Source organism: Gilvimarinus algae, from assembly GCF_030518215.1.
GTDB lineage: Bacteria > Pseudomonadota > Gammaproteobacteria > Pseudomonadales > Cellvibrionaceae > Gilvimarinus > Gilvimarinus algae.
On record NZ_JAULRT010000052.1, the window covers coordinates 767589 to 789902 of the forward strand.

General features: G+C 57.4%; 22 protein-coding genes. 1 reads left to right on the plus strand and 21 read right to left on the minus strand.

Annotated elements, in window-relative coordinates:
* Positions 1 to 2: 2 nt before the first annotated feature.
* From der to trmJ, 19 genes are all read right to left on the minus strand, one after another.
* The gene (gene der, locus QWI16_RS10760; RefSeq protein ID WP_302713020.1) at positions 3 to 1382 is read right to left on the minus strand and encodes a ribosome biogenesis GTPase Der; all 1380 of its coding nucleotides are present in this window, start codon (positions 1380 to 1382) and stop codon (positions 3 to 5) included.
* Positions 1383 to 1433: 51 nt separating this feature from the next.
* Positions 1434 to 2576: an outer membrane protein assembly factor BamB gene (gene bamB / locus QWI16_RS10765; RefSeq protein WP_302713022.1), complete on the minus strand. Its 1143-nt coding sequence runs from the start codon at positions 2574 to 2576 to the stop codon at positions 1434 to 1436.
* Positions 2573 to 3259: a YfgM family protein gene (locus tag QWI16_RS10770; protein WP_302713024.1), complete on the minus strand. Its 687-nt coding sequence runs from the start codon at positions 3257 to 3259 to the stop codon at positions 2573 to 2575. Before QWI16_RS10770 ends, bamB begins: the two co-directional genes overlap by 4 nt.
* A gap of 19 nt (positions 3260 to 3278) precedes the next feature.
* Positions 3279 to 4574 (minus strand): histidine--tRNA ligase, encoded by a 1296-nt coding sequence (hisS, locus tag QWI16_RS10775; protein ID WP_302713026.1) that lies wholly within the window; start codon positions 4572 to 4574, stop codon positions 3279 to 3281.
* Positions 4575 to 4630: 56 nt separating this feature from the next.
* Positions 4631 to 5743, minus strand: a complete 1113-nt coding sequence (gene ispG / locus QWI16_RS10780; protein ID WP_302713028.1) for a flavodoxin-dependent (E)-4-hydroxy-3-methylbut-2-enyl-diphosphate synthase — start codon at positions 5741 to 5743, stop codon at positions 4631 to 4633.
* Between the two features lie 6 nt (positions 5744 to 5749).
* A complete protein-coding gene (locus QWI16_RS10785) occupies positions 5750 to 6661 on the minus strand; it encodes a RodZ domain-containing protein (RefSeq protein WP_302713030.1) in 912 nt (303 codons plus the stop codon).
* 2 nt (positions 6662 to 6663) lie between these two features.
* Complete coding sequence (gene pilW, locus QWI16_RS10790; protein ID WP_302713032.1) at positions 6664 to 7452, minus strand: type IV pilus biogenesis/stability protein PilW; 789 nt, start codon at positions 7450 to 7452, stop codon at positions 6664 to 6666.
* 17 nt (positions 7453 to 7469) lie between these two features.
* On the minus strand, positions 7470 to 8633 hold the full coding sequence (gene rlmN, locus QWI16_RS10795) for a dual-specificity RNA methyltransferase RlmN (protein WP_302713034.1): 1164 nt from the start codon (positions 8631 to 8633) through the stop codon (positions 7470 to 7472).
* A gap of 17 nt (positions 8634 to 8650) precedes the next feature.
* The gene (gene ndk / locus QWI16_RS10800) at positions 8651 to 9076 is read right to left on the minus strand and encodes a nucleoside-diphosphate kinase (RefSeq protein WP_302713036.1); all 426 of its coding nucleotides are present in this window, start codon (positions 9074 to 9076) and stop codon (positions 8651 to 8653) included.
* 132 nt (positions 9077 to 9208) lie between these two features.
* Positions 9209 to 9628: a SufE family protein gene (locus tag QWI16_RS10805; protein ID WP_302713037.1), complete on the minus strand. Its 420-nt coding sequence runs from the start codon at positions 9626 to 9628 to the stop codon at positions 9209 to 9211.
* 9 nt (positions 9629 to 9637) lie between these two features.
* The gene (gene sufT, locus QWI16_RS10810) at positions 9638 to 10177 is read right to left on the minus strand and encodes a putative Fe-S cluster assembly protein SufT (RefSeq protein WP_302713038.1); all 540 of its coding nucleotides are present in this window, start codon (positions 10175 to 10177) and stop codon (positions 9638 to 9640) included.
* Positions 10178 to 10185: 8 nt separating this feature from the next.
* On the minus strand, positions 10186 to 10551 hold the full coding sequence (locus QWI16_RS10815; protein ID WP_302713039.1) for a HesB/IscA family protein: 366 nt from the start codon (positions 10549 to 10551) through the stop codon (positions 10186 to 10188).
* Between the two features lie 26 nt (positions 10552 to 10577).
* Positions 10578 to 11831, minus strand: a complete 1254-nt coding sequence (locus tag QWI16_RS10820) for an aminotransferase class V-fold PLP-dependent enzyme (RefSeq protein WP_302713040.1) — start codon at positions 11829 to 11831, stop codon at positions 10578 to 10580.
* Entirely contained in the window at positions 11794 to 13101 is a 1308-nt protein-coding gene (sufD, locus tag QWI16_RS10825) for a Fe-S cluster assembly protein SufD (RefSeq protein WP_302713041.1), read from the minus strand. The genes QWI16_RS10820 and sufD overlap by 38 nt, the downstream gene beginning before the upstream one ends.
* Positions 13101 to 13850, minus strand: a complete 750-nt coding sequence (gene sufC / locus QWI16_RS10830) for a Fe-S cluster assembly ATPase SufC (protein WP_302713042.1) — start codon at positions 13848 to 13850, stop codon at positions 13101 to 13103. Before sufC ends, sufD begins: the two co-directional genes overlap by 1 nt.
* 47 nt (positions 13851 to 13897) lie before the next feature.
* The gene (gene sufB / locus QWI16_RS10835) at positions 13898 to 15334 is read right to left on the minus strand and encodes a Fe-S cluster assembly protein SufB (protein ID WP_302713043.1); all 1437 of its coding nucleotides are present in this window, start codon (positions 15332 to 15334) and stop codon (positions 13898 to 13900) included.
* Positions 15335 to 15447: 113 nt separating this feature from the next.
* Positions 15448 to 16590: an aminotransferase class V-fold PLP-dependent enzyme gene (locus QWI16_RS10840; protein ID WP_302713044.1), complete on the minus strand. Its 1143-nt coding sequence runs from the start codon at positions 16588 to 16590 to the stop codon at positions 15448 to 15450.
* Between the two features lie 16 nt (positions 16591 to 16606).
* Positions 16607 to 17080, minus strand: a complete 474-nt coding sequence (iscR, locus tag QWI16_RS10845; RefSeq protein WP_302713045.1) for a Fe-S cluster assembly transcriptional regulator IscR — start codon at positions 17078 to 17080, stop codon at positions 16607 to 16609.
* Between the two features lie 115 nt (positions 17081 to 17195).
* On the minus strand, positions 17196 to 17987 hold the full coding sequence (gene trmJ / locus QWI16_RS10850; RefSeq protein ID WP_302713046.1) for a tRNA (cytosine(32)/uridine(32)-2'-O)-methyltransferase TrmJ: 792 nt from the start codon (positions 17985 to 17987) through the stop codon (positions 17196 to 17198).
* Between the two features lie 163 nt (positions 17988 to 18150).
* On the opposite strand from trmJ, the gene QWI16_RS10855 reads away from it, so the two are divergent.
* Positions 18151 to 18954 carry an inositol monophosphatase family protein gene (locus QWI16_RS10855; RefSeq protein WP_302713047.1) on the plus strand — a complete coding sequence of 268 codons (804 nt, stop codon included), beginning with the start codon at positions 18151 to 18153 and terminating at the stop codon, positions 18952 to 18954.
* A gap of 48 nt (positions 18955 to 19002) precedes the next feature.
* Here the strand turns inward: QWI16_RS10855 and QWI16_RS10860 are convergent, their stop codons facing one another.
* Together QWI16_RS10860 and secF are read right to left on the minus strand one after the other, a co-directional pair.
* Positions 19003 to 21051, minus strand: a complete 2049-nt coding sequence (locus QWI16_RS10860) for a PAS domain-containing protein (protein ID WP_302713049.1) — start codon at positions 21049 to 21051, stop codon at positions 19003 to 19005.
* 100 nt (positions 21052 to 21151) lie between these two features.
* Positions 21152 to 22303 carry a protein translocase subunit SecF gene (secF, locus tag QWI16_RS10865; RefSeq protein WP_302713051.1) on the minus strand — a complete coding sequence of 384 codons (1152 nt, stop codon included), beginning with the start codon at positions 22301 to 22303 and terminating at the stop codon, positions 21152 to 21154.
* Positions 22304 to 22314 lie beyond the last annotated feature (11 nt).

Here is a 22314-nt window from a genome sequence, read left to right on the forward strand (position 1 = left end):
GTCTAGCTGCCTTTACGCGGCGCGCGGCGCTGACTGCGCACGGGCGCCTTGGGCTTTTTGCGCTCGGCGAAGGGGTTGTCGCTGGATTTGAATTCAATGCGTACGGGTGTACCACGTAAATTGAGTGCGCGGCGGAAGGTTTTTTCCAAGTAGCGCACGTAATGCGCGGGCACTTTTGCCGTTTGATTGCCATGAATCACAATAATCGGCGGGTTGCTGCCACCGGCGTGGGCGTAACGCAGTTTGATGCGCCGACCGTTGATCATGGGCGGCTGGTGCTCGGCAACGGCGTCCTGCAAAACCTGTGTCAGAAAGCTCGTCGAGAGTTTATCGGTGGCGCTTTGATACGCCTGCTCAATCGACTTGTAGAGGTTGCCCACCCCAGTGCCGTGCAGCGCCGAAATATAATGAATATTGGCAAAATCAATAAATCGCAAGCGGCGGTCAATTTCGTTTTTAACGTACTGCTTGTGTCCCTCGTCGAGCCCGTCCCATTTGTTGAGCGCTACCACCAGAGCCCTGCCGGCGTCGATAATCGTACCCATCAAATGCAAATCCTGCTCGACCACGCCCTCACTGGCATCGATCACCAGTATCACCACGTTGGCGTCATCAATGGCCTGCAGGGTTTTAACGATAGAGAATTTTTCGACCGTCAGAGACACGTTTTTGCGGCGACGAATTCCCGCTGTGTCGATAATGGTGTAGGGTTTATCAAAGCGCTCGTAATGAATATACACGCTGTCGCGGGTGGTGCCGGGCAAGTCGTACACCACCACGCGGTCTTCACCGAGCATGCGATTAACGAGCGTCGACTTGCCCACATTGGGCCGGCCAACGATGGCCATTTTAATCCCCGTCGCCTCGGGTTCAGCGGGATCTTCCTCGCTCGCGGGCAACTCGGCCAATACACTTTCCATCATGGATTTGACACCCCGGCCGTGGGTGGCAGTGGTGGCGAATACCTCGCCAAGACCCAGCTCATAAAACGGCATGACTGCCATATCCGGGTCCATGCCGTCGACTTTGTTGGCGACCAGATAGGTTTTTTTGCCGCGCTGGCGCAGCTGCTTGGCGATGATGTGGTCGGCGGCCGTCAGACCATCGCGACTGGAAACCATAAACAGCACCACATCGGCCTCATCAATCGCCTGCAGCGACTGTTGCGCCATCAGGGTGTCTATGCCCTCTTCCTCGCCACTGATACCGCCGGTGTCCACCAGCATAAAACGCTGGTCACCGATTTTACCCTCGCCGTATTTGCGATCGCGCGTTAGCCCCGCATAGTTAGCGACAATGGCATCGCGTGAGCGTGTCAGGCGATTAAACATAGTGGACTTACCGACATTGGGGCGTCCGACCAGGGCAATAACAGGGATCATAGTGTTCAGTCTTGATAAAAAGGCTGCCCGCTTGGGGCAGCCGGAGGGCCATTAGCGGCCGGATAGGGTATAGGCGGCGAGTGTGCCATCATTGGCCAGCACATAGAGTCGCTCGCCATCGCTCCACAGCGGTGCTCTGACACCGGAGCCGTCCACCCGGGTCCGGGCGGCGAAGCTACCGTCACTGCGGTTCATAAAATGAAGATAGCCGTCTTCGTCCGCCACTGCCACATAGTCACCCACGCTGGCGGCGCCCGTGACCTGACGGCGCAACATCTGCTCGTTACTCCAAAGCTCGGTACCAGCCGCGGCGTTATAGGCCGTCACTTTACTGTCTGCGGCAGAGACAAACAGCTCGCCGTTGTCGAGCCAGAGCTCTTGGTAACTGGACGAATCAATCGACCACAGCGGCCGGCCATTGGCGCGGGTGACCGCCATTAGACGGCCCTGGTAGCCGTTCAGATACAAAATTCCGTCCTGCAACAGCGGGGAAGCCTGGATGTCGACCATCTTTTCCAGGTCCGAACGACCTCTGGGCATAGCGACGCGCTGCTCCCAGAGGATAAGACCGTTTTGCGGATTAAAGGCCATCAACCGGCCGCTGGCAAAGCCCGCATAGATGGCCGAACCGGTAATCGCCGGCGTCGGGCGACCGCGCAGGGTCAACTTCGGCGGCGGATTGTCGTAAAACCACAACACTTCACCGCTGCTGGCGTTGACCACCGTCAAGCGCCCGTCCAGCGTCTGCGCGGCCACCACGGCACTGTCACCCGCGGGCACCGACATAATCTCGCTCGAAAGCTGGGTGCGCCAAAGCTCTGTGCCGTCGTCCTGGCTCAGGGCCAGAAGCTCACCCTCATCAGTGCCGAGCAACAACTGGTCAGCACCCAGGCCCACACCACCGGCAATGGTTTCGTCGAGATCGCGACGCCAGACAACTTTGCCTGACAGACGATTGATGGCGCTCAGCTTGCCTTCGTAGTCGACAACATAGAGAAGCTCATCATCAAACGCTGGCGTTAGCCGGGTATAACCTTCGCCCTGGCCCGCGCCCGTATCGCGCTGCCAGATCCGGTCAATTTTGGCCGTCGGCTCAAAATCCACCAGCTCCATGGGTTCAGTGCCATCTTTTTTACTGAACAACGAACAACCGCTCAGCGCGATAGCCAGTGTCAGCGTCAGGATCAATCTCATGCCGAGGGCTCCTCAGATGAAGCGGGCTTGGTATTGTCAATTTTCATTTGCAGCACCATACGTCTTTGCTGCTGGTCACCCGTGAGACTCTCCAGAGCTTTTTCATAGGCGGTCAAGGCAGCGGCGCTGTCACCGTTTTGACGCAGAATATCCCCGCGCACCTCTGCTTGCTCTGCGGCAAAACCTGCGGCGGGCTCCGAGCTCACCTGATTAAGCGCTGCGGAAAAATCACCTTTCGCGGCCAGAACGCGGGCCAGGCGAATGCGTGCCACCTCTTTCATGGCCTCGCTGTCGGCGTTGGCCAGAACCCATTGCAGCTCGCCCTCGGCAGCGGTCAAATCGCCGCTTTCAACGGCTTTTTTCGCCGCAAAGAAAGCGCCCTGAACCGCGTAGGCACTGTCGCTGGCCGTGCTTTTAATCTGCTCTGACAAATGGCTCACGGTCGCTTTGGAGGCCTCGGCATCATCCGCCTGCGGCGCGTTGGCGCTGCCCACGGCCGTTACCAGCTCTTCGTAGCGATTGGAGGCATTTTCCAGACGCTGCTGCTCGGCGTCCTGCCAGTAATTCCAGCCAAAGTAGCCAGCGGTGGCCACCACAACACTGGCAATAACGGTGGTGCCGTATTCTTTCCACAGTCTTTTGAGGTTTTCTAATTGTTCTTCTTCGGTCAGATGATCGCTCACTCTTTACTCCTACCCGTCATTATTTAGCTTCTTGCTGCGCGCCGCTTGCCACACTCGTCAGCAGCTGCGCAACGTCATTTTGGTTGAGACTCTGCTGAGGCCGATCCTCACGCAAATATTTAACCGCCACCTTGCCTTCGGCCGCCTCATCTTCACCGAGAATCAACGCCACTTGAGCACCACTCTTGTCGGCTTTTTTCAGCTGGCTTTTGAAGCTGCCGCCGCCGCAGTGCATTCCCAGACGCAACTGAGGCAACTGCTCGCGCAAACTTGCCGCGAGCTTCAAAGCCTCGGCCTGCACATCCCCCACAGCGGCCAGGTAGACGTCTACCGATGCGTCCAGACCCTCCGGCAGGCGCCCTTCACTTTGCACCAGAAGCACTAAACGCTCAAGCCCGATGGCAAACCCCACCGCGGGTGTCGGCCGACCGCCCAACTGGGCCACCAGATTGTCGTAGCGTCCACCGGCGCAGACGGCGCTCTGTGCCCCCAGGCGATCGGTCACCCATTCAAAGGCCGTGCGGCTGTAGTAATCCAACCCACGCACCAGCCGGGGGTTAACGCTGTATGGGACACCGGCGGCGTCCAACAGTTGCGTAAGGCGTGTGAAATGCTCGTGTGAGGACTCATCGAGATAATCGGCCAGGCTCGGGCCGCCATCGAGCAGCGCCTGGGTGTCGGGGCTTTTGCTGTCGAGAATACGCAGGGGATTGGTGTGCAAGCGCCGCTTGCTGTCCTCATCCAGCTGCGCTTCGTGTGCACTGAGATACTTCACCAGTGCTTCGCGAAAGGCGGCGCGCGCCGCATCGCTCCCTAGGGAGTTGATTTGCAGGCTTACGCAGTGATCCAGCCCCAGCTGGCGGAACAAGTGATAACCGAGCAATAGGAGTTCGGCATCAATGTCCGGCCCCTCGAGACCAAAGGTTTCGATGCCCACCTGATGAAACTGCCGATAGCGACCTTTTTGCGGACGTTCATAGCGGAACATCGGCCCCATGTACCACAAGCGCTGCGTTTGATTGTACAAAAGACCGTGCTCTTCGCAGGCGCGCACACAGCTCGCTGTGCCCTCTGGTCGCAGAGTAACACTCTCACCGTTGCGATCTTCAAAGGTGTACATTTCCTTTTCAACAATATCGGTAACCTCTCCGATAGAACGTTTGAAAAGGTCGGTCTGCTCCATAATCGGAAAGCGAATTTCACTGTAGCCAAAACCGGCCAGTGCCCGCTTGACGCAGGCTTCCATATACTGCCAGATTGCGGTATCTGCGGGCAGCAGGTCGTTCATTCCGCGAATCGCCTGAATTTTTTTCAATCTGATACCTTACTGATAACTAAACACACTGAGAATAAATCGTCACTCGCGGGTACTTAGCCGCGGGCAATAATGTCTTTTTCCGCCAGCTCTTTCTCCGCCGCCTTGCGCCGGATTAAACGCTCCAGATCATCCACCAGAGAGCCGTTGGTGAGTTTACTGTCTGGCTGACCGTCGACGTAGACGAGATTGCTGGGCGTACCGCCGGCAAGCCCCAAATCGGCCTCTTTTGCCTCACCAGGACCATTCACCACACAACCAATAACGGCCACATCCAGCGGCGTGGTAATGTCTTCCACCCGCAACTCCAGCTCGTTCATGGTTTTGATCACATCAAAGTTCTGGCGCGAGCAGCTCGGACAGGCGATAAAGTTGACGCCCTTGCTTCGAAGCTTGAGGCTCTTGAGCAAGTCCCAGCCCACCTTGACCTCTTCTACCGGATCGGCCGCAAGCGAGATGCGAATGGTGTCGCCAATGCCATCGAGCAACAGCGCCCCGAGCCCCACCGCCGACTTAACCGTACCTGAGCGCAAGCCACCGGCCTCGGTAATACCCAGGTGCAGAGGCTGATCAATTTTGTCGGCCAGCAGCCTGTAGGCACCTACCGCCATAAATACATCGGAGGCCTTGACGCTGACTTTAAAGTCCTCAAACCCCAGCCCCTCGAGAATCGCCACATGACGCATCGCCGACTCGACCAGTGCCTCGGGCGTCGGCTCCCCGTATTTTTTTTGCAGGTCTTTTTCCAAGGAGCCGGCGTTTACCCCAATGCGAATCGGAATGCCGAGATCGCGCGCCTTATCCACCACGGCCCGAATGCGTTTCTCCCGACCGATATTACCGGGGTTAATGCGCAGGCAATCGACCCCAAGGTCCGCCACCCGTAGCGCAATGCGATAATCAAAATGAATATCGGCCACCAGGGGCACATTGACTTGCCGACGAATTTCGCCAAACGCCTCGGCCGCCTCCATAGTAGGCACAGAGACACGAACGATATCGGCACCTGCTGCCTCCAGGCGCTGGATCTGGCCTACCGTGGCAGCCACATCGCAGGTTTCTGTGTTGGTCATGCTCTGCACAGCGATGGGCGCATCGCCACCCACGGGTACCTTGCCAACCATAATTTGCCGCGACTTACGCCGTTTGATGGGTGATTCGTGATGCATAACGACCTACTCGGTAAGACCTGCGCTGAACCTGACCACATTGCCGGAATCGGCATTGGGAATACTGACCGTTTGACCATTCAGACTGACGCTTACACCGGCCGTATTGCCCAGTTTGATGCTAAAAGGGGCAAGACCTTGAAGCTCGATACTCGAACCGGCTCGCTGCAAATCGGCGGCCAGCATATTCCCTGCACTGTCCTCGACTTCAAGCCAGCAATCCTGCGCAAAAGACAACACCAAGGTATCGGATGTGACGGCGGTCATCTCGTCGGTATTCACCGGCGCCGATTCAACAACCTCAGCGGGCACTACGTCGACCTCATCGAGCGGGGCAGCTTCAAGCTCACCCGCGGTGTTCGCCTCATCAATGACAGTACCTGATTCGGGCAGATTTATGGCGAGTTCATAATCGGCAGGCACAGCAATTTCTGGCTCACTGTTTGTGTCGGTTTGCAGCGCCGATACACTGACTTCTTGAGCAGAATCAGCCTCGCTGGAATTTAAAGAAGCCTCTTGCGCCGCGCCGCCGAAATACCAGTAGGCCAAGACCCAAAGCATCACGATGACCACAATCAACAGAAGCCTGCCCGGCCAAGCCGAGCGCGGGCGGTTCATTTTGACATTGAGCGACTCACCGATGGGCAAAGGCTGCTCTTCGGTGGTGCTCATTTCATCGAAGCGGCGTACCAGCGGCTGGCTGTCTATTTTCAGAAGCTTGGCGTAGCTGCGAATGTAGCCGCGGGTAAACACCGCCGAAAACAGCCGATCATAGTCGCCCGCCTCCAGAGCCTGGAGTTTGTTCAACTGAATATTCAGTTCGCTCGCCACCTGTTCGCAGGTTTTTCCCTGGCGCTCACGCTCTGCTTTGAGTACAGCGCCCGGATCGAGCTCAGCGTGTGGTTCTTGCTCAGACATGACTAGTCCTGATTCTCCAACATCTGTTTGTACTCCAGATACTCGGCGGAATACGGGTATTGATTTTTCAGCAGCAGCGCATAGCTTGCTTCTTTGTCCTTGTTGCCGAAAATGCGCTCAACTTTAATGCCCAGCAACAAGGTTTGCGGAACGGGCCGGGCAATTTGCTCGTAGGCTGCCAGATATTTCTTTGCCTCGGCGTAATCGTTCTGCGCAAAGTTGAGGGCGGCCAGCTCGTACTTAACCGTCGGCATAGCCGCGTTTAGACGGTTGGCGTGTTCAAAGACGGCCTCTGCTCGCTCGGGCTTGTCGAGTTTAATGGCGGTGCGGCCAAGGTTAACCATTGCCTGGGCCCGGTTGTCATAGTCGAGGTCCTCCGAGGCAATTTCAAACTGCTCGTAGGCTTCCTTGTAGCGCTCGCGGCCAAAGAGAAAAGCTCCGTAGTTGTTGCGCGCACGAGTGTAATCTCGATCGAGTTTCAAAGTCCGTTTAAAGTACTCCTCAGCCATCTTGGGTTCTCCCTCAAGCTGATAGAGCATGGCCATAGCAAAAGTGGCCTCTACCGATTTGCGGTCAATCTCAAAGGCCTTGCGCAAATGATGACGCGCCGACTCTCGGTTTTGCGCCTCAATGTATTTGAGCGCGAGCTGTACGTGGCTATCCAGCGCCCGCTCTTCATCGACCTGGTATTTGGAGGGCGGCACCGTGCTGACACATCCGGCCAGCACCAGGGTGGCGGTCAATGCAATAATGGATTGGCAAATGCGCTTTAATGTTCGGATCGTCAACACTGCTCGGCCTCTTGTTGTTATTGATTGACAATAGTAACTGGCTCCGCCCTGGAAAACTGTGCGCGGTATCGCTCGGAGCGGCGGGTAATATCATTCACCTCACCGGCCAGCTGCCCGCAAGCGGCATCGATATCGTCACCCCGCGTGGTACGCACGGTGGTGATATAGCCCTCTGTCATCAGAATATCCTGAAAACGGCGCATGGCGTTGTTGCTAACACGCTTGTAGTTGGACAGGTTAAACGGGTTGAAAGGGATCAGATTGATTTTTACCGGCACGTCGCGCAGTAACTCCGCCAGCTGATGCGCATGCTCGGGACGATCGTTCACCTGGTCGATCAAGGTGTACTCGATGGTGATTTTGCGATGCGTGTCCGGCAGAGATTCGATATAGCGCTTGGCAGAGGCCAGCAGCATCGCAATCGGGTATTTTTTATTGATGGGCACCAGCTCGTTGCGCAGCTCGTCGTTGGGCGCGTGCAGCGAGATGGCGAGGCAGGCATCGGTGTATTGACTCAGGCGGTCGAGCTGCGGCACCACGCCAGAGGTGCTCAAGGTCACCCGGCGCTTGGAGATGCCGTAGGCATTGTCGTGCATCATGAGATTCATGGCATCGACCACATTGTCGAAGTTCATCAACGGCTCGCCCATGCCCATCATCACCACATTGGTGACCTTGCGCGGCCCGTTGGGACGTAGCTGGCCAAAGGATTGCGCGGCGATCCAGACCTGGCCGATAATCTCCGCTGCGGTCAGATCGCGATTGAAACCCTGCTTGCCCGTTGCACAAAAACTGCAGTCGAGCGAACAACCCACCTGCGAGGACACGCAGAGAGTGCCGCGCTCGCCGTCGGGAATAAACACCGTTTCGACGACACTGCCGCCAGTGACCCGGATCAGGAACTTGCGCGTGCCATCGGCTGAATCCAGTTGACGAAGCACTTCCGGGGCGCGAATCTCGCAGTTGGCCTTGAGCTTTTCCCGCAGCGCCTTGCTGATGTTGGTCATCTCGTCGAAGTTATCGACACCCAGCTGATGTATCCATTTCAGCACCTGGGCGGCGCGAAAACGCTTCTCACCCATGGTTTCAAAAAAGGCGATCAGCTTGGACTCGGGCAGACCGAGCAAGTTAACCTTGCCCTGCCCTGCCGCCGTATTTGACTCCAACGCCACTTCTGTCATGACCAACACCTTCGCGCTCAGCGCGTGTAAATCTCGTCTGCCGCAAAAAAGTAATCGATTTCCCGGCGCGCCGATGCCTGAGAGTCCGAGCCGTGCACGGCATTGGCACTGACTGCGGTGGCGAAATCGGCGCGAATGGTACCCGGCGCCGCCTCTTCCGGGTTGGTAGCGCCCATCAGCTCGCGATTGCGCGCCACGGCGCTTTCACCTTGCAAAACCTGGACACAGACGGGCCCGGAAATCATAAACTCCACCAAAGAGGTAAAAAATGGGCGCTCGCTGTGCTCGGCGTAAAAGCCCTCGGCTTGCTCACGGCTCAGCTGCAGCATTTTCAGCGCCGCGATTTTAAGGCCCGATTCTTCAAAACGCTGAATAATAGCGCCGATATGGTGGTTACCCACAGCGTCGGGTTTAATGATGGATAAAGTCTGTTCTACGGCCATCTGGCACTCCATTTTCCTGATCTAACGGGGGCTGCCCCCCACAAATACCCAAAACCCGCGGATTATACGCGGGTTTTGGGTAATTTTATACGCAAATACGCCCTCAAAACGGGCCGAAATCGCCTCAGCCGCTCATCGGGCCGAAGCCTCAGCCTGGATGCGCTGCACCATCGCCTTGAGCCCATTGCCGCGGGTGGAACTCAAGTGCTTAAGCAGATTGAGCGCCTCAAAATAGCCGTCGATATCAAACGCAGATACCTCGGCCGGGCTTTTGCCATTGTAAGCGGCCAAGACCACCGCCAGCAGCCCCTTGACGATAAAAGCGTCGCTGTCCGCGGTAAAATACAGCTTGCCACCTTCTTCGCGGGTGACCAGCCATACTTGGCTTTGACAGCCGCGCACGAGGTTTTGCTCCGTTTTCCCGGCCGCGTCCATGGGCGGCAACTCCTTGCCCAAGTCTATGATGTACTTATAGCGCTCTTCCCAGCCATCAAAAAAGCCTAGGGTTTCGATGATATCGTCGCTGGTGACGTCTGTGCCGAACTGGGTCATTCGTCTGCCTTAAAAAAACATACCGGTTTCAAGCTGGGCCTCTTCACTCATCATGTCGCGGTGCCAGGGCGGATCAAACACCAGATCGACCTCCACCTCGCGGACATTGGGGACCCGACCGACACGGTATTCCACATCACCGACCAAGACCGGGCCCATGCCGCAGCCGGGCGCGGTCAGCGTCATGGTAATACCCACGTGCCCACGTGCCTGGTCGATATCCAGCGCATAGATAAGGCCGAGGTTAACAAGATCCACCGGGATCTCTGGATCAAACACCGTTTTCAGTGCATCCCACACCTGCGCCTCGCTGATGCGGCCGTCGGCAGGGGCCGTAAAATCGAGCAACTCCGGCTCTTTGCCGATGGCGGCAGCGTCCAGGCCGTCCACACGCACCATCTGCCCCTGATAACTCAGGGTGTAATTCCCGCCCAGCGCCTGGGTGATAGTGACAAAGGTATCTTTGGGAATGGTCACCGGGGTACCGTCGGGCACGCGCCTTGCCGGGCAGTCCTCCCGGGTAACGACCATCTCGCGTTGTGCGGCCATAGCAGTTCCTAACCGATGTTAAAACTTTCACCGCAACCGCAGTAGTCGCGTGCATTGGGGTTCAAAAAGGCCAACTGACGATTGACACCCTCGGTGACAAAGTCAATTTTGGTGCCGCGCACAACAGGAATGCTCTGCCGGTCCACATAGAGAGACACATTACCTTCAAGCGGTAATATTTCATCCCCCTGGGCCGGCTCGGCCACCAGATCCAAGACATACATAAACCCGGTGCAGCCGCTCTCTTTCACCGACAAGCGCACGGCTTGGGCGCCCGCCGTATCAGCGGCCAACTGCTTTTTAAAGTGACTCAGTGCTTCTGGCGTTACCTCCACCAAAGCACCGGCCGTGGGATCAAAACTCTCGACACTCATAGCAAACCTCTAACAAACTTGATAACTCAGGCGAGAAACATCTTGGCTTTTTCAAGCCCCGCCATCAGCCGGCTGATGTCATCGGCCGTATTATAGAGACTGAAGCTGGCGCGCACCGTTCCCGGTAGGCCGTATTGATCCATAATCGGCTGGGCGCAGTGATTCCCGGTGCGCACCGCAATCCCCTGCTGATCGAGAATCATGCCGATATCCTGCGGGTGAGCAAAGTCGCTGACAAAGCTCATTACCGCAACTTTCTCTCGAGCTCTGCCCACCAACCGAAAACCACCCAAGCTTTGCAGTGCGGCCTCGGCCTCGGCCAGTAACGCCTTCTCGTGGGCATCCGCCGCCTGGCGGTCCAGCCCCTGCAAAAAATCCACCGCTGCACCCAAGCCAATGGCGCCGGCGATGTTCGGAGTTCCCGCTTCAAACTTATAAGGCAGTTTATTGTAGAGCGTGCCGGCGAAGCTCACCGATTCGATCATCTCGCCCCCGCCCTGATAGGGCGGCATTGCCTCAAGTAGTTCGCGCTTACCATAGAGCACGCCCATGCCGGTAGGGCCAAACATTTTGTGGGCAGAAAAGGCGAGGAAATCGCAATCTAGCGCCTGAACGTCCAGCGGCCAGTGAGCGACCGACTGCGCGGCGTCTATGAACACCCGCGCGCCCACATCGTGGACCATGGTAGTAATCGCCTGGATCGGGTTGATGCTGCCGAGAGCATTGGACACATGGCCCACGGCCACCATTTTGACCCGCTCATCGAGCATTGCCGCCAGCGCCTCAACATCAATACATCCGAGCGCATCTACCGGAATAGGCTCGACAGTGGCGCCGACGCGCGCGGCCACCATTTGCCAGGGCACGATATTGGAGTGGTGCTCCATGGCAGAGACCAAAACCCGGTCACCCGCTTGTAAGCTTGACGCACCCCAACTGGCTGCTACCAGGTTGACGCCCTCTGTCGTGCCGCGTGTCCATAAGATTTGCTCGCGGGAGCTGGCGTTGACAAACTCGGCAAGCTTCTGACGAGCCGCTTCAAACTTTTCCGTAGCCCGATCGCTCAGCGCATGAGCACCTCGATGCACGTTCGAGTTGTCGAAACGGTAGTAGTCGGCAATGGCATTGATCACCGACTCGGGCTTCTGCGTGGTGGCCGCATTGTCCAGATAAACCAGAGGGTGGCCGTTGACCTCCTGCCGGAGTATCGGAAACTGAGCCCTGATGGCGGCGACGTCAAAATCAGTCAAGCGTATCGGCCTCCAACACCAGCAAGTCATCCGGCTGGCGGCCAAATTGTGAAGCCAACCGGGGCAGAAGATATTCAGCCACAGCGGGATTTTTAATGGCCTGGATCAGCTCATTGATAAAACCAAAACTCATCATTACCAGCGCCTGTTCTTTGCTGATACCGCGAGTTTGTAAATAGTAGAGCGAGGTTTCGTCCAATTGAGCCACAGTCGCGCCGTGGGCGCACTTCACATCATCGGCGTAGATTTCCAGCTCGGGCTTGGTGTCTACCTCCGCCTTATTGGACGTCAGCAAATTTTTGTTGGACAACTGTGCCAGGGTTTTCTGCGCCTGCTCAAAAATATGAATACGGCCGTTAAACACCGCCTTGGCACGGTCGCCCACAATGCCGCGGAAAACCTCATTACTGGTGCAATGCGGTACGCGATGCTGAATATTGGTGTGATAATCCACTACTTGCCGGCCGCGCGGCAGGTAAACACCTTGCAGCTCCACGTGAGCGCCAGATCCGCAGTGGGACAGCACATAGTCGTTGCGAATCAGTTCACCGCCAGTGGCTATCGCAAAACCATCAAACAGCGCATCGCGCCCAAGCTCGGCAAACACGCCCCCCATATGAGTGACGCCCTCGCCCTCCAGGTTGAGGCGATAATGTTTAACGCGCGCATTGTCCCCAAGCACCATTTCCGTCTGCGCGGTGACTAGGTTCGCCTGCTCTTGGGTGTCACAGAGGAAGTGCTCGATCAGCTCGAGCTCGGCGCTCGCCTCTGCAAGGACCAGTATGCGCGTGCTGGCCAGCAGCGGCTGCTCTCCACAGCTGTAGTGAACCACGTACAGAGGCTTATCCAGAACCTTGCCGGCAGCGATGTGCACCAACAACCCCTGCCCGAGGGTTGCCTCAGCCAGTGCGGCAAACAAATGCTCCTGACTGTCGGCCTGACGGCCCAGGTGGGCCTGCAGCAGCTCAATCTCGCTACCCTCAGCGTCGGCCAAGGTGACAACGCCCTCGGGCAGAGCGTCAGAGTGCTGCGGCGAAAATACACCGTTAACAAACGCTATTTTGTAGGCGTCTACATCAATCAGCTCACCCTCGGGCAAAGCCATTACATCGTCAACGGGCAGCGCCAGTTGCTTTTTCGCAATGGCGACCAGCGGTGTGTATTTCCAACGCTCGGTGCGCCGATTGGGCCAGCTGGCACTGGCAAAGCGCTGCGCCCCGCGGCGGCGCAAATCGCCCGCCCACTCAGGCGCCTGCTGGCGAGCGGCCAGCTCGAGCGCGTGAGTTTGTAGATCTCCCATCAGGCCACCTCGCTTTCAAGCCAGCGGTAGCCTTTCGCCTCGAGCTCCTTGGCCAGAGACTTGTCGCCGGACTTCACAATCTTGCCATCGGCCAAAACATGCACGACATCTGGGACGATATAATCGAGCAGCCGCTGATAGTGGGTGACCACGATGAAGCTGCGCTCTTCGCTGCGCATGGCGTTCACGCCGTCGGCAACGGTTTGCAACGCATCGATATCCAGCCCGGAGTCGGTTTCATCCAAAATGCACAAGCGCGGTTCAAGCAGCATCATCTGCAAGATTTCATTGCGCTTTTTCTCGCCGCCGGAGAAGCCCTCATTCACGCCGCGCTTTAAAAACGCCTGGTCCAGCTTGACGCGTTTGCTGGTTTCCCGGGCGAGCTTCATAAACTCGACACTGGACAAATCCGGCTTGCCCTGATGCTTGCGCACGGCATCCACGGAGGCTTTTAAAAATTCCATATTACTGACACCGGGAATTTCTACCGGGTACTGGAATGCGAGAAACAATCCTTCGCGAGCACGCTCTTCCACATCCAGCTCGAGCAGATCCTTGCCATCAAAGCGGACCTCGCCTTCGGTCACGGTGAAACTTTCACGCCCGGCCAGTACGCTGCCGAGGGTGCTTTTACCGGCGCCATTGGGACCCATGATGGCATGCACTTCACCCGGTTTCACCTCTAGGTTGAGGCCTTTCAAAATGTCTTTGTCTTCCACGCGGGCGCAGAGATTTTCAATGGTCAACATAGTCAATTGTGTCTCGTGTTTGAGGCGCCTGCCCCTGTCAATGTGTGTTACCCGACGGAGCCTTCAAGGCTCACTTCCAACAATTTCCCGGCCTCGACGGCAAACTCCATGGGGAGCTCCTTGAAGACCTCGCGGCAAAACCCATTCACAATCATGGATACCGCTTTCTCTGCGTCCAGACCGCGCTGCTGGCAGAGAAACATCTGATCGTCACTGACTTTCGATGTCGTTGCCTCGTGCTCGATCACCGCCGAGGGGTTTTTACTCTCTATATACGGAAAGGTGTGCGCGCCACAGCGATCACCGATCAACAGCGAGTCACATTGCGTGTAATTACGCGCGCCCTCCGCACCGGGGTTCATGCGCACCAAACCGCGATAACTGTTCTGACTGCGGCCGGCCGAAATCCCCTTGGAGATAATGGTCGAGCGGGTGTTTTTTCCAATATGAATCATCTTGGTGCCGGTGTCGGCTTGCTGGTAGTTGTTGGTCAACGCAACCGAGTAAAATTCACCGACACTGTTGTCTCCGCGCAGTACGCAGCTCGGGTATTTCCAAGTTACGGCCGAGCCGGTTTCCACTTGGGTCCAGCTGATCTTGGCGCTGTTATGGCAAACGCCGCGCTTGGTGACAAAGTTGTATATACCGCCCTTGCCCTCTTCATCGCCGGGGTACCAATTCTGCACAGTGGAATATTTGATTTCGGCATTGTCTTTGGCCACCAGCTCAACCACCGCCGCGTGCAATTGATTTTCATCGCGCATGGGCGCGGTGCAACCCTCAAGGTAGCTGACGTAGGCGCCTTCTTCGGCGACGATCAGGGTGCGCTCGAACTGGCCGGTATTCTGCTCGTTAATGCGGAAATAGGTCGACAGCTCCATAGGGCATCGCACGCCCTTGGGAATGTAGACAAACGAACCGTCGGAAAACACGGCCGAATTCAGAGCCGCAAAGTAATTGTCTTTTTGCGGGACCACGGACCCCAGGTGCTGCTTTACCAATTCCGGGTACTTGGCCACGGCTTCGCTGATGGAGCAAAACAGCACACCGGCCTCTTCCAGTTTTTCGCGAAAAGTGGTGACGACACTGACCGAGTCGAACACCACATCCATGGCGACACCGGCCAGCATTTCCTGCTCGTGCAGTGGAATCCCCAGCTTTTCATAGGTTTCGAGCAGCTTGGGATCAACCTCATCCAGACTTTTCGGACGGTCGGCCATGCTTTTGGGCGACGAAAAGTAGGAAATCGATTGATAATCGACTTTTGGATACTTCACCTGGGCCCAATCGGGCTCATCCATTTCCTGCCAAGCGCGGAACGCCTGCAGGCGCCACTCAAGCAGCCACTCAGGCTCGTTTTTTTTGGCCGAAATAAACCGCACCACCTCCTCGTTCAGGCCCGGCGGCAGGGTTTCGGTATCAATCGCCGTGTGAAAACCGGCGGCGTACTCTTTCCTGATTAGGTGTTCAACCTGTTCAGACATCTTTCACCTCTTCTTCACCGACGTGAAGTGGGCAGGCCTCGCCTGCCGTGCTAATCACTTGCAGCCTTTCGCTGCACTCTCTGCGACCTGGCGGTCGTCTCATTCTTGGGCCACTATCCGGCCTTAACTTGCAGCTTTCCCACCACATCGCGGATATGGGCAATCGCCCGGTCAATATCCTGCACGCTGGTGTAGCGGCCGACGCTAAAGCGTATGGACGACAGCGCCTGAGCATCGCTCAGACCAATCGCCTTGAGCACATAGCTCGGCGACATACTCGCCGATGTACACGCCGATCCGGACGACACCGCCAGCTGGCGCAGGGACAACAACAGCATTTCGCCATCGATGCCGTCAAAAGCGACGTTTAAATGACCGGCAACTCGTGCGCTCGGATGGCCGTTAAGCCGCACACCCGGCAGCGTGCCAATACCCTGCCAGAGCGCGTCGCGCAGCTCGGCAATCCGCCGGGCCTCAGTTTCAAGCTCCGCACCGGCGAGCTCGGCGGCCACGCCAAAACCCACGCACTGGTGGGTGGGCAAGGTGCCAGAGCGCATACCGCGCTCGTGACCACCGCCGTGAATCTGCGCCTCGAGCTGCACATCGGCGCTGCGCCTGACGTAGAGCGCGCCAATGCCCTTGGGACCATAGAGCTTGTGGGCTGATACGGAGAGTAAATCCACATCCAGCGCTTTGACGTCTACGGCGATCTTGCCCACCGCCTGGGCGGCATCCACGTGCAATAGACAACCACGCTCTCGACAAAACCTGGCAATCTCGGCGATGGGATTGATGGTGCCGAGCTCATTGTTGACGAGCATGACGCTCACCAAACGAGTCTCAGGCCTCATCATGGACGCGACCCGCGCCGGGTCAATCTGGCCATAGGTGTCGGGCTGCACAAGCTCGAGGTTGACGCCCTGCTCGGCAAGCGCCTGGGCCGGGTCCAGAACCGCCTTGTGCTCAATACTGGGCACCAACAAGTGATCCCCGGGGCGGCATATGCCTTTGAGGGCCAGGTTGTTGGACTCGGTCGCCCCGCTGGTCCAGACAATCTCCCGGGCATCGGCATTGAGCAAAGCCGCCAATTGCCCGCGCGCCTGCTCCACCGCCTCCTCGGCCTGCCAGCCGTACAGGTGAGAGCGCGACGCCGGGTTGGCGAAATTACCATCGAGCGTCAAACACTCCGCCATAGCCGCAGCGACTTCAGGTGCGGCCGGCGTGGTGGCGGCATAATCCAGATAAATCGGTTGCATACTGCTTTGCTCCGGCTCAGCTTATGTCGCTACAGACAATCTGTTGCCGGTCGTGGCGGTTGTCCTGGCGTTGACAGACGGCCTGAATATCGCGACGCGCTACCAGATCCGCCAGAGTGATACCGCTTAAAAAGTCGTGAATTTGGCCGCTCAGATCCTGCCACAGGTGATGAGTAATACAAATTTCTCCGTCCTGGCAGTCACCTCTCCCATGGCACTTGGTGGCATCGAGCGACTCGCTCACCGCATCCACCACCTGGGCGACAGAGATCTGCTCTGCCGATGCCGCCAGGCAGTAGCCGCCACCCGGACCCCGCACGCTTTTGACCAGAGCTTCACGGCGCAATTTGGAGAACAGTTGCTCAAGATAGGACAGCGAGATTCCCTGGCGCTCTGAAATATCCGCAAGGCTCACCGGCCCCGCATCGGAGTGCAGAGCGAGATCGAGCATAGCTGTCACCGCGTAGCGGCCTTTGGTGGTCAATCTCATGGCTTTCTGGCATTGAGTGCTGCAGCGAAAAGGGCTGCCGAATAACTGACTATTTTACTCAACTATTCGTCAGATTCCAAGTGCCAGCCCGCGCGCGCCGGGCTCGCCAACCTGGTCAGCGCTCATCTTCACCCGACTCGCCCAACTCCTCGAGCTTTTTGCCCGTGTGGTAGACGTAATTTTGGGTCGCGGTTAAGACCCCGCGCAAAATGGACAGCTCCATTTCATCCATGCGGATACGGCCGTAGAGTCGGCGCAAGCGCGTCATGGTCTGGCGGGGGTTGTCCGGCTCGAGAAAACCCAGCTTCTCGAGAGTCTCTTGCAGGTGCTCGTAGTAACGCTCCATGGCCTCGACTTTGGCAGGCGGCACATCCCAGTCGTCAAAGGTGGGGGCCTTGCCCTGCTCGTGGGTCAGCCAGGCCATCCGCAGCTCGTAGGCAATCACTTGCACGGCGGCGGCCAGGTTGAGCGAGCTGTACTCTTCGTTGGCGGGAATGTGCACGTGGTAGTGGCAGCGGTGCAGCTCTTCATTGGTGAGGCCGCGATCCTCCCGGCCAAACAAAATTGCGACTTCGTGGGTACCGGCTTCGGCAATAGCCTTTTCGCCACACTCCCGCGGATTCACCAGAGGCCAGGGAATACGTCGCTCCCGCGCACTGGTGCCAACCACGAGTCCACAGCCGGCAATGGCCTCATCCAGGGTTTCCACCACCACGGCATTGTCGAGCACATCCAGGGCCCCTGCCGCTCGCCACACCGCCTTCTCAGCGGGAAATTCTTTGGGAGCCACCAGGTACAAGCGCGACAGCCCCATATTTTTGATGGCTCGGGCAGCGCCGCCAATGTTACCGGGATGAGAGGTATTCACCAGCACGATACGCAGATTGTCCAGTCGGTTCTCGCTCATCAAATCGCCTCAGTCAATGCGCCGCCGGCGCCGAAAGCGCGGCATTCTAGCAAAAATGCTGCACTGGGGCATTTTTCGTTGGTCAATAGGCTGCGCATTGCTATAATTCCGCGCCTGGCCTTAACGGCTACTGTTCTTTAAGCGTTTCTATAAATGGTGCCCCATGGAACCCATGCTGAATATTGCCCTGCGCGCTGCGCGCAAGGCCGGTGAACTGATTGAGCGCGCTGCCGAGCGCGTCGACTTACTCGCCATTGAGGAAAAAGGCCGCAACGATTACGTGACGGAAATTGATAAAGCTGCCGAAAAGGAAATCATCTACCACCTTAAAAAGGCCTACCCCGATCACAGCATCCTCGGTGAGGAAGGCGGATCACAGCCCGGCAGCAATGCGGAGGTGGAGTGGATTATCGATCCGCTGGACGGCACCACCAACTTTATTCACGGCATTCCGCATTTCGCGGTTTCCATTGCTTGCCGAATGAAAGGGCAGCTCGAACACGCCGTGGTCTACGACCCCATCAAGCGCGAAGAATTTACCGCCAGCCGGGGCCGGGGCGCCGCCCTCAATGGTCGCCGCATCAGGGTCAGCAGCCGCAAGGGCCTGGCCGGCGCTGTCATAGGCACCGGCATCCCCTTCAGCGGCTATGCTCTGGACAACATCTCTGCCTACCTGGCCGCGCTGCAGGAAATCGCCGGTCAAACCGCCGGTATACGCCGCCCGGGCTCTGCCGCTCTCGATCTGGCCTATGTGGCTGCGGGCCGATTTGACGCCTTTTGGGAAATGAACCTCAACCAGTGGGACATTGCAGCGGGTCTGCTATTGGTTAAAGAGGCGGGCGGACTGGCCAGCGACTTTAATGGTGGCCACAGCCATCTCGAAACCGGCCATGTGGTCTGCGGTAACCCCAAGGTCTTTAAGCCGGTACTGCAAATTGTGAAAAAGCACATGGGTCACATCCGTTAAGGCCCGGCGCCGGGCACCCGAATCCCCCCAACCTGAGCCACAATTGGCTCAGGCCTGCCGGGCCCGCTCCAACACCGGACCCGGTGGTTCATTCAGCAAACGATTAAGCACTTGCACCAGCTGATGTATTTGCAACGGCTTGGTGAGATACTCGTAAAAGCCCGCATCCCGGCCTTTTTGCACATCGATGGACATGACATTGGCCGATAAGCCGATCACGGGGATATCCCGCGTTGCAGGATCACCACGCAGCACGTTCAGCACTTCGTAGCCATCGAGACCCGGCAGGTTGATATCCAGAATGATCACATCGGGGCGGCTCTGACGCGCGCGAAATATCCCGAGGTATGGCTCCTCGGACACCTCCATGACGAAATTATCGTGGCGCCGGAAAAAGTGCTCCATCAGGCGAATATTGGTGGGGTTGTCCTCGATGTAGAGTATCCGGTGGCGCCCTTGCACCCTGAGCTCCTCATCGGCGGTCACGCTCTGAACGACGCTGCTTGCCGTGCGCGTGTCCTCGGCCTGCCCGGTTTGCACCAGGTCCAACCAAAAGCAAGTGCCCTTGCCGGGCGTGCTGGCAAAGTCGATGCGACCATCCATCATTTCCACCAACTGCTTGGTGATCACAAGACCGACGCCTGAACCTTCCACCTTGCTCATCTCGGCGTGCAGTCGGTTGAAAGGCTGAAACACTTCGTCGCGACGCGAGCGCTCTATGCCAGTGCCGGTATCCCTGACGTTAATCCGCAGCATATAATCCTCGGTCACCTCAAGGCTGACCTTTACCTCGCCGCCCACTTTGTTGTACTTGATGGCGTTGCTCATCAAATTCAAAAGCGCCTGCTTGAGGCGCACAGGGTCGGCGTTGACACAGGCGTTTTCAAGACCACTGTAATCGCTGTGCAGATATATTCCGCGCGCATCCGCCTGAGGTTGCACCAGGGTAAAACAATCGGCCAGCAGCCGGGTCACCAGCACCGGTTGCAGCGCTGCCTGCAAGGCACCGGACTCAATCTTTGCCAGATCCAGGACATCGTTGATCAATTTCAGCAAATGCTCGCCGGCGGCGCGAATTTCGCGAATATTGTCCTTTTGTACATCCTGCAGATTATCGTCATATTCAAAAAGCTGGGCGTAGCCAAGTATGGCATTGAGGGGGGTGCGCAGCTCGTGGCTCATACTGGATAAAAATTCGCTTTTTGCGCGATTGGCTTTTTCGGCCTGCTCCTTCGCCCGGACAACACGCTCCTCGGCCCGCTTGATGTCCGTGATATCCATATTGGTGCCCGACATCCGCAGAGGGCGGCCATCGTAATCGAAGCTGGCTTTACCGCGGGCCCGAATCCAGCGGATCTCGCCATTTTTGGCATGCACCCGGTACTCGACATCAAATGCGCCGCGCCCGGCCAGGTGTTCCTTCAGGGTTTTGTCGAACTTGGCCAGATCATCTTTATGAATGTGATTGCGCCACTCGCGCATCCGGTCTTGGCCCTGATTGACGATATCGTCTTCATCGGAGTAGCCCAGGTGCTCCCAGCAGCGCGCGGAGAAGTGAAAGCCGTTGCGCTCGGCATACCACTCCCAAATCCCGTCTTTGGATGCCTGGATAATGCGGGCCTGCCGCGCCTCGCTGTCGCGCAGCGCCGCCTCGGTGTCCTTCAGCTCGGTGATATCGAAATTGACGCCGGAGATATAGAGCGCCCTGCCCGCCTCATCGCGAATGGAATCGGCACGCACCTGGGTCCAGATGTAACCACCGGCCTTTGTGCGGATCCGGTAACAGGTATTGAGCGGCTCGGCAGTACGCAGGTGTTCGCGTACTGCCTCAAACATGTCTTCCACATCATCGGGGTGAATGTAGTTGGGAAGCTCCCGCGAGTCGGTGAAATGCTGGCGGTCTTCGTCGGAATACCCAAGCTGTTCCCAGAAACCGCCCGACCAGTCGATGTAGCTGGTGGTTAAATCCCACTCCCAGAAACCATAGCCACTGCCGCAGAAAATTCGCCGGTAGCGCTCCACAACCGCGCGCAGTTCGCTGTAAGACAGTCCATCGAGATCCTGGGTTGTACTTATTGTCGGTACCTGATCACTCATGTGCGCGGCGTCGCCCGGTGTGTTGAAGATCGTGTTTCAAGCATACCCTTGTTGAGCGGCAAAAAAAAAGCCCGCTGTGACAGCGGGCTCTTGAGAACGGTTACGGCATCTCGTCGACCTCGGCGCCCTCTTTCTCGGGTGGCATCAAGTCCTCTTTGCTGATGTGCATCCACATCAGGGTATTGGCAGAAACATAAATCGAGGAATAGGTACCAACCATGACCCCGACAATCAGGGCGATGGCAAAACCACTGATCAACTCGCCACCGAACACGAACAGCATGATGAGCACCAGTAAGGTCGTTAAAGAGGTGATGCAGGTACGCTCGAGGGTCTGCGTCAGTGAAGTGTTAATCACCTCGGCCGGGCTGCCCTTGCGCATCCGGCGAAAATTCTCCCGAATACGGTCATACACCACAATAGTATCGTTGAGCGAGTAGCCAATCACCGCCAGCACAGCGGCGAGCACCGTTAGATCAAAATCAATCCGAAAGAGCGCAAAAAAGCCCACGACAATAATCACATCGTGAATCAATGCCAACACAGCGCCCACCGAGAACTTGAACTGAAAGCGCGCCGCCACGTAAAGCATGACCACTGCCAGCGCCACCAGCATTCCCAGGCCACCTTCATCGCGCAGCTCGGCGCCGATTTGAGGGCCCACGTATTCGCTGCGGCGCAACTCCACTTGACTGCCGGTTTCGGCTTCCAGCACTTCCAAAAGCTCAGCGGTGTAAGCCGTGTCCAGCGAGTTCTCGACCAGGGCGGAGACGTTATCGCCAGAGGTGTTGTATTCCACGCTGCCAAAGAAACGCTCGGGCAATACATCGCCGGCTTTTAGTGCGGACCTATCGGCACCGGAAAACACCAGCTCTTGAGTAAAAGTGCCGCTGTCACGCGGCGCCCGGTTAACCGCCTCCAAACTGGCGCCCAAAGGCTGCAGGCGCGAGCGCAGCGCCTGCTCACCGCCATCGGACATAGCGCCCTGGGTGCGAATCAGCACTTCGGTATCCGAACCAAACAACACGGCCACCGGGTTGGTCAGCCCCTGGTTGTTTAGAATGCCGCGTATCTCCGGGATATCTGCCGGCTCTGAGAAACTCACCTCTACTTGCGCTCCACCGGTAAAATCCAGACCGAGTTTGAGCCCATTCATTGCCAGAGCGCCGATCGCGACCACCAGCATAATGACAGACAGAGCCGTGGCCGGGAGGCGAGCCCCCATAAAATTCAGTACTTTTTCAGAAGACATGGCCAAGCCCC

What these genes read in the sequence shown, in the direction of transcription:
- der (WP_302713020.1), bottom strand. Translation starts at nt 1,382, where the DNA reads ATGATCCCTGTTATTGCCCTGGTCGGACGCCCCAATGTCGGTAAGTCC.
- bamB (WP_302713022.1), bottom strand. Translation starts at nt 2,576, where the DNA reads ATGAGATTGATCCTGACGCTGACACTGGCTATCGCGCTGAGCGGTTGT.
- ispG (WP_302713028.1), bottom strand. Translation starts at nt 5,743, where the DNA reads ATGCATCACGAATCACCCATCAAACGGCGTAAGTCGCGGCAAATTATG.
- QWI16_RS10785 (WP_302713030.1), bottom strand. Translation starts at nt 6,661, where the DNA reads ATGTCTGAGCAAGAACCACACGCTGAGCTCGATCCGGGCGCTGTACTC.
- rlmN (WP_302713034.1), bottom strand. Translation starts at nt 8,633, where the DNA reads ATGACAGAAGTGGCGTTGGAGTCAAATACGGCGGCAGGGCAGGGCAAG.
- ndk (WP_302713036.1), bottom strand. Translation starts at nt 9,076, where the DNA reads ATGGCCGTAGAACAGACTTTATCCATCATTAAACCCGACGCTGTGGGT.
- QWI16_RS10805 (WP_302713037.1), bottom strand. Translation starts at nt 9,628, where the DNA reads ATGACCCAGTTCGGCACAGACGTCACCAGCGACGATATCATCGAAACC.
- sufT (WP_302713038.1), bottom strand. Translation starts at nt 10,177, where the DNA reads ATGGCCGCACAACGCGAGATGGTCGTTACCCGGGAGGACTGCCCGGCA.
- QWI16_RS10815 (WP_302713039.1), bottom strand. Translation starts at nt 10,551, where the DNA reads ATGAGTGTCGAGAGTTTTGATCCCACGGCCGGTGCTTTGGTGGAGGTA.
- QWI16_RS10820 (WP_302713040.1), bottom strand. Translation starts at nt 11,831, where the DNA reads ATGACTTGCTGGTGTTGGAGGCCGATACGCTTGACTGATTTTGACGTC.
- sufD (WP_302713041.1), bottom strand. Translation starts at nt 13,101, where the DNA reads ATGGGAGATCTACAAACTCACGCGCTCGAGCTGGCCGCTCGCCAGCAG.
- sufC (WP_302713042.1), bottom strand. Translation starts at nt 13,850, where the DNA reads ATGTTGACCATTGAAAATCTCTGCGCCCGCGTGGAAGACAAAGACATT.
- sufB (WP_302713043.1), bottom strand. Translation starts at nt 15,334, where the DNA reads ATGTCTGAACAGGTTGAACACCTAATCAGGAAAGAGTACGCCGCCGGT.
- QWI16_RS10840 (WP_302713044.1), bottom strand. Translation starts at nt 16,590, where the DNA reads ATGCAACCGATTTATCTGGATTATGCCGCCACCACGCCGGCCGCACCT.
- iscR (WP_302713045.1), bottom strand. Translation starts at nt 17,080, where the DNA reads ATGAGATTGACCACCAAAGGCCGCTACGCGGTGACAGCTATGCTCGAT.
- trmJ (WP_302713046.1), bottom strand. Translation starts at nt 17,987, where the DNA reads ATGAGCGAGAACCGACTGGACAATCTGCGTATCGTGCTGGTGAATACC.
- QWI16_RS10855 (WP_302713047.1), top strand. Translation starts at nt 18,151, where the DNA reads ATGGAACCCATGCTGAATATTGCCCTGCGCGCTGCGCGCAAGGCCGGT.
- QWI16_RS10860 (WP_302713049.1), bottom strand. Translation starts at nt 21,051, where the DNA reads ATGAGTGATCAGGTACCGACAATAAGTACAACCCAGGATCTCGATGGA.
- secF (WP_302713051.1), bottom strand. Translation starts at nt 22,303, where the DNA reads ATGTCTTCTGAAAAAGTACTGAATTTTATGGGGGCTCGCCTCCCGGCC.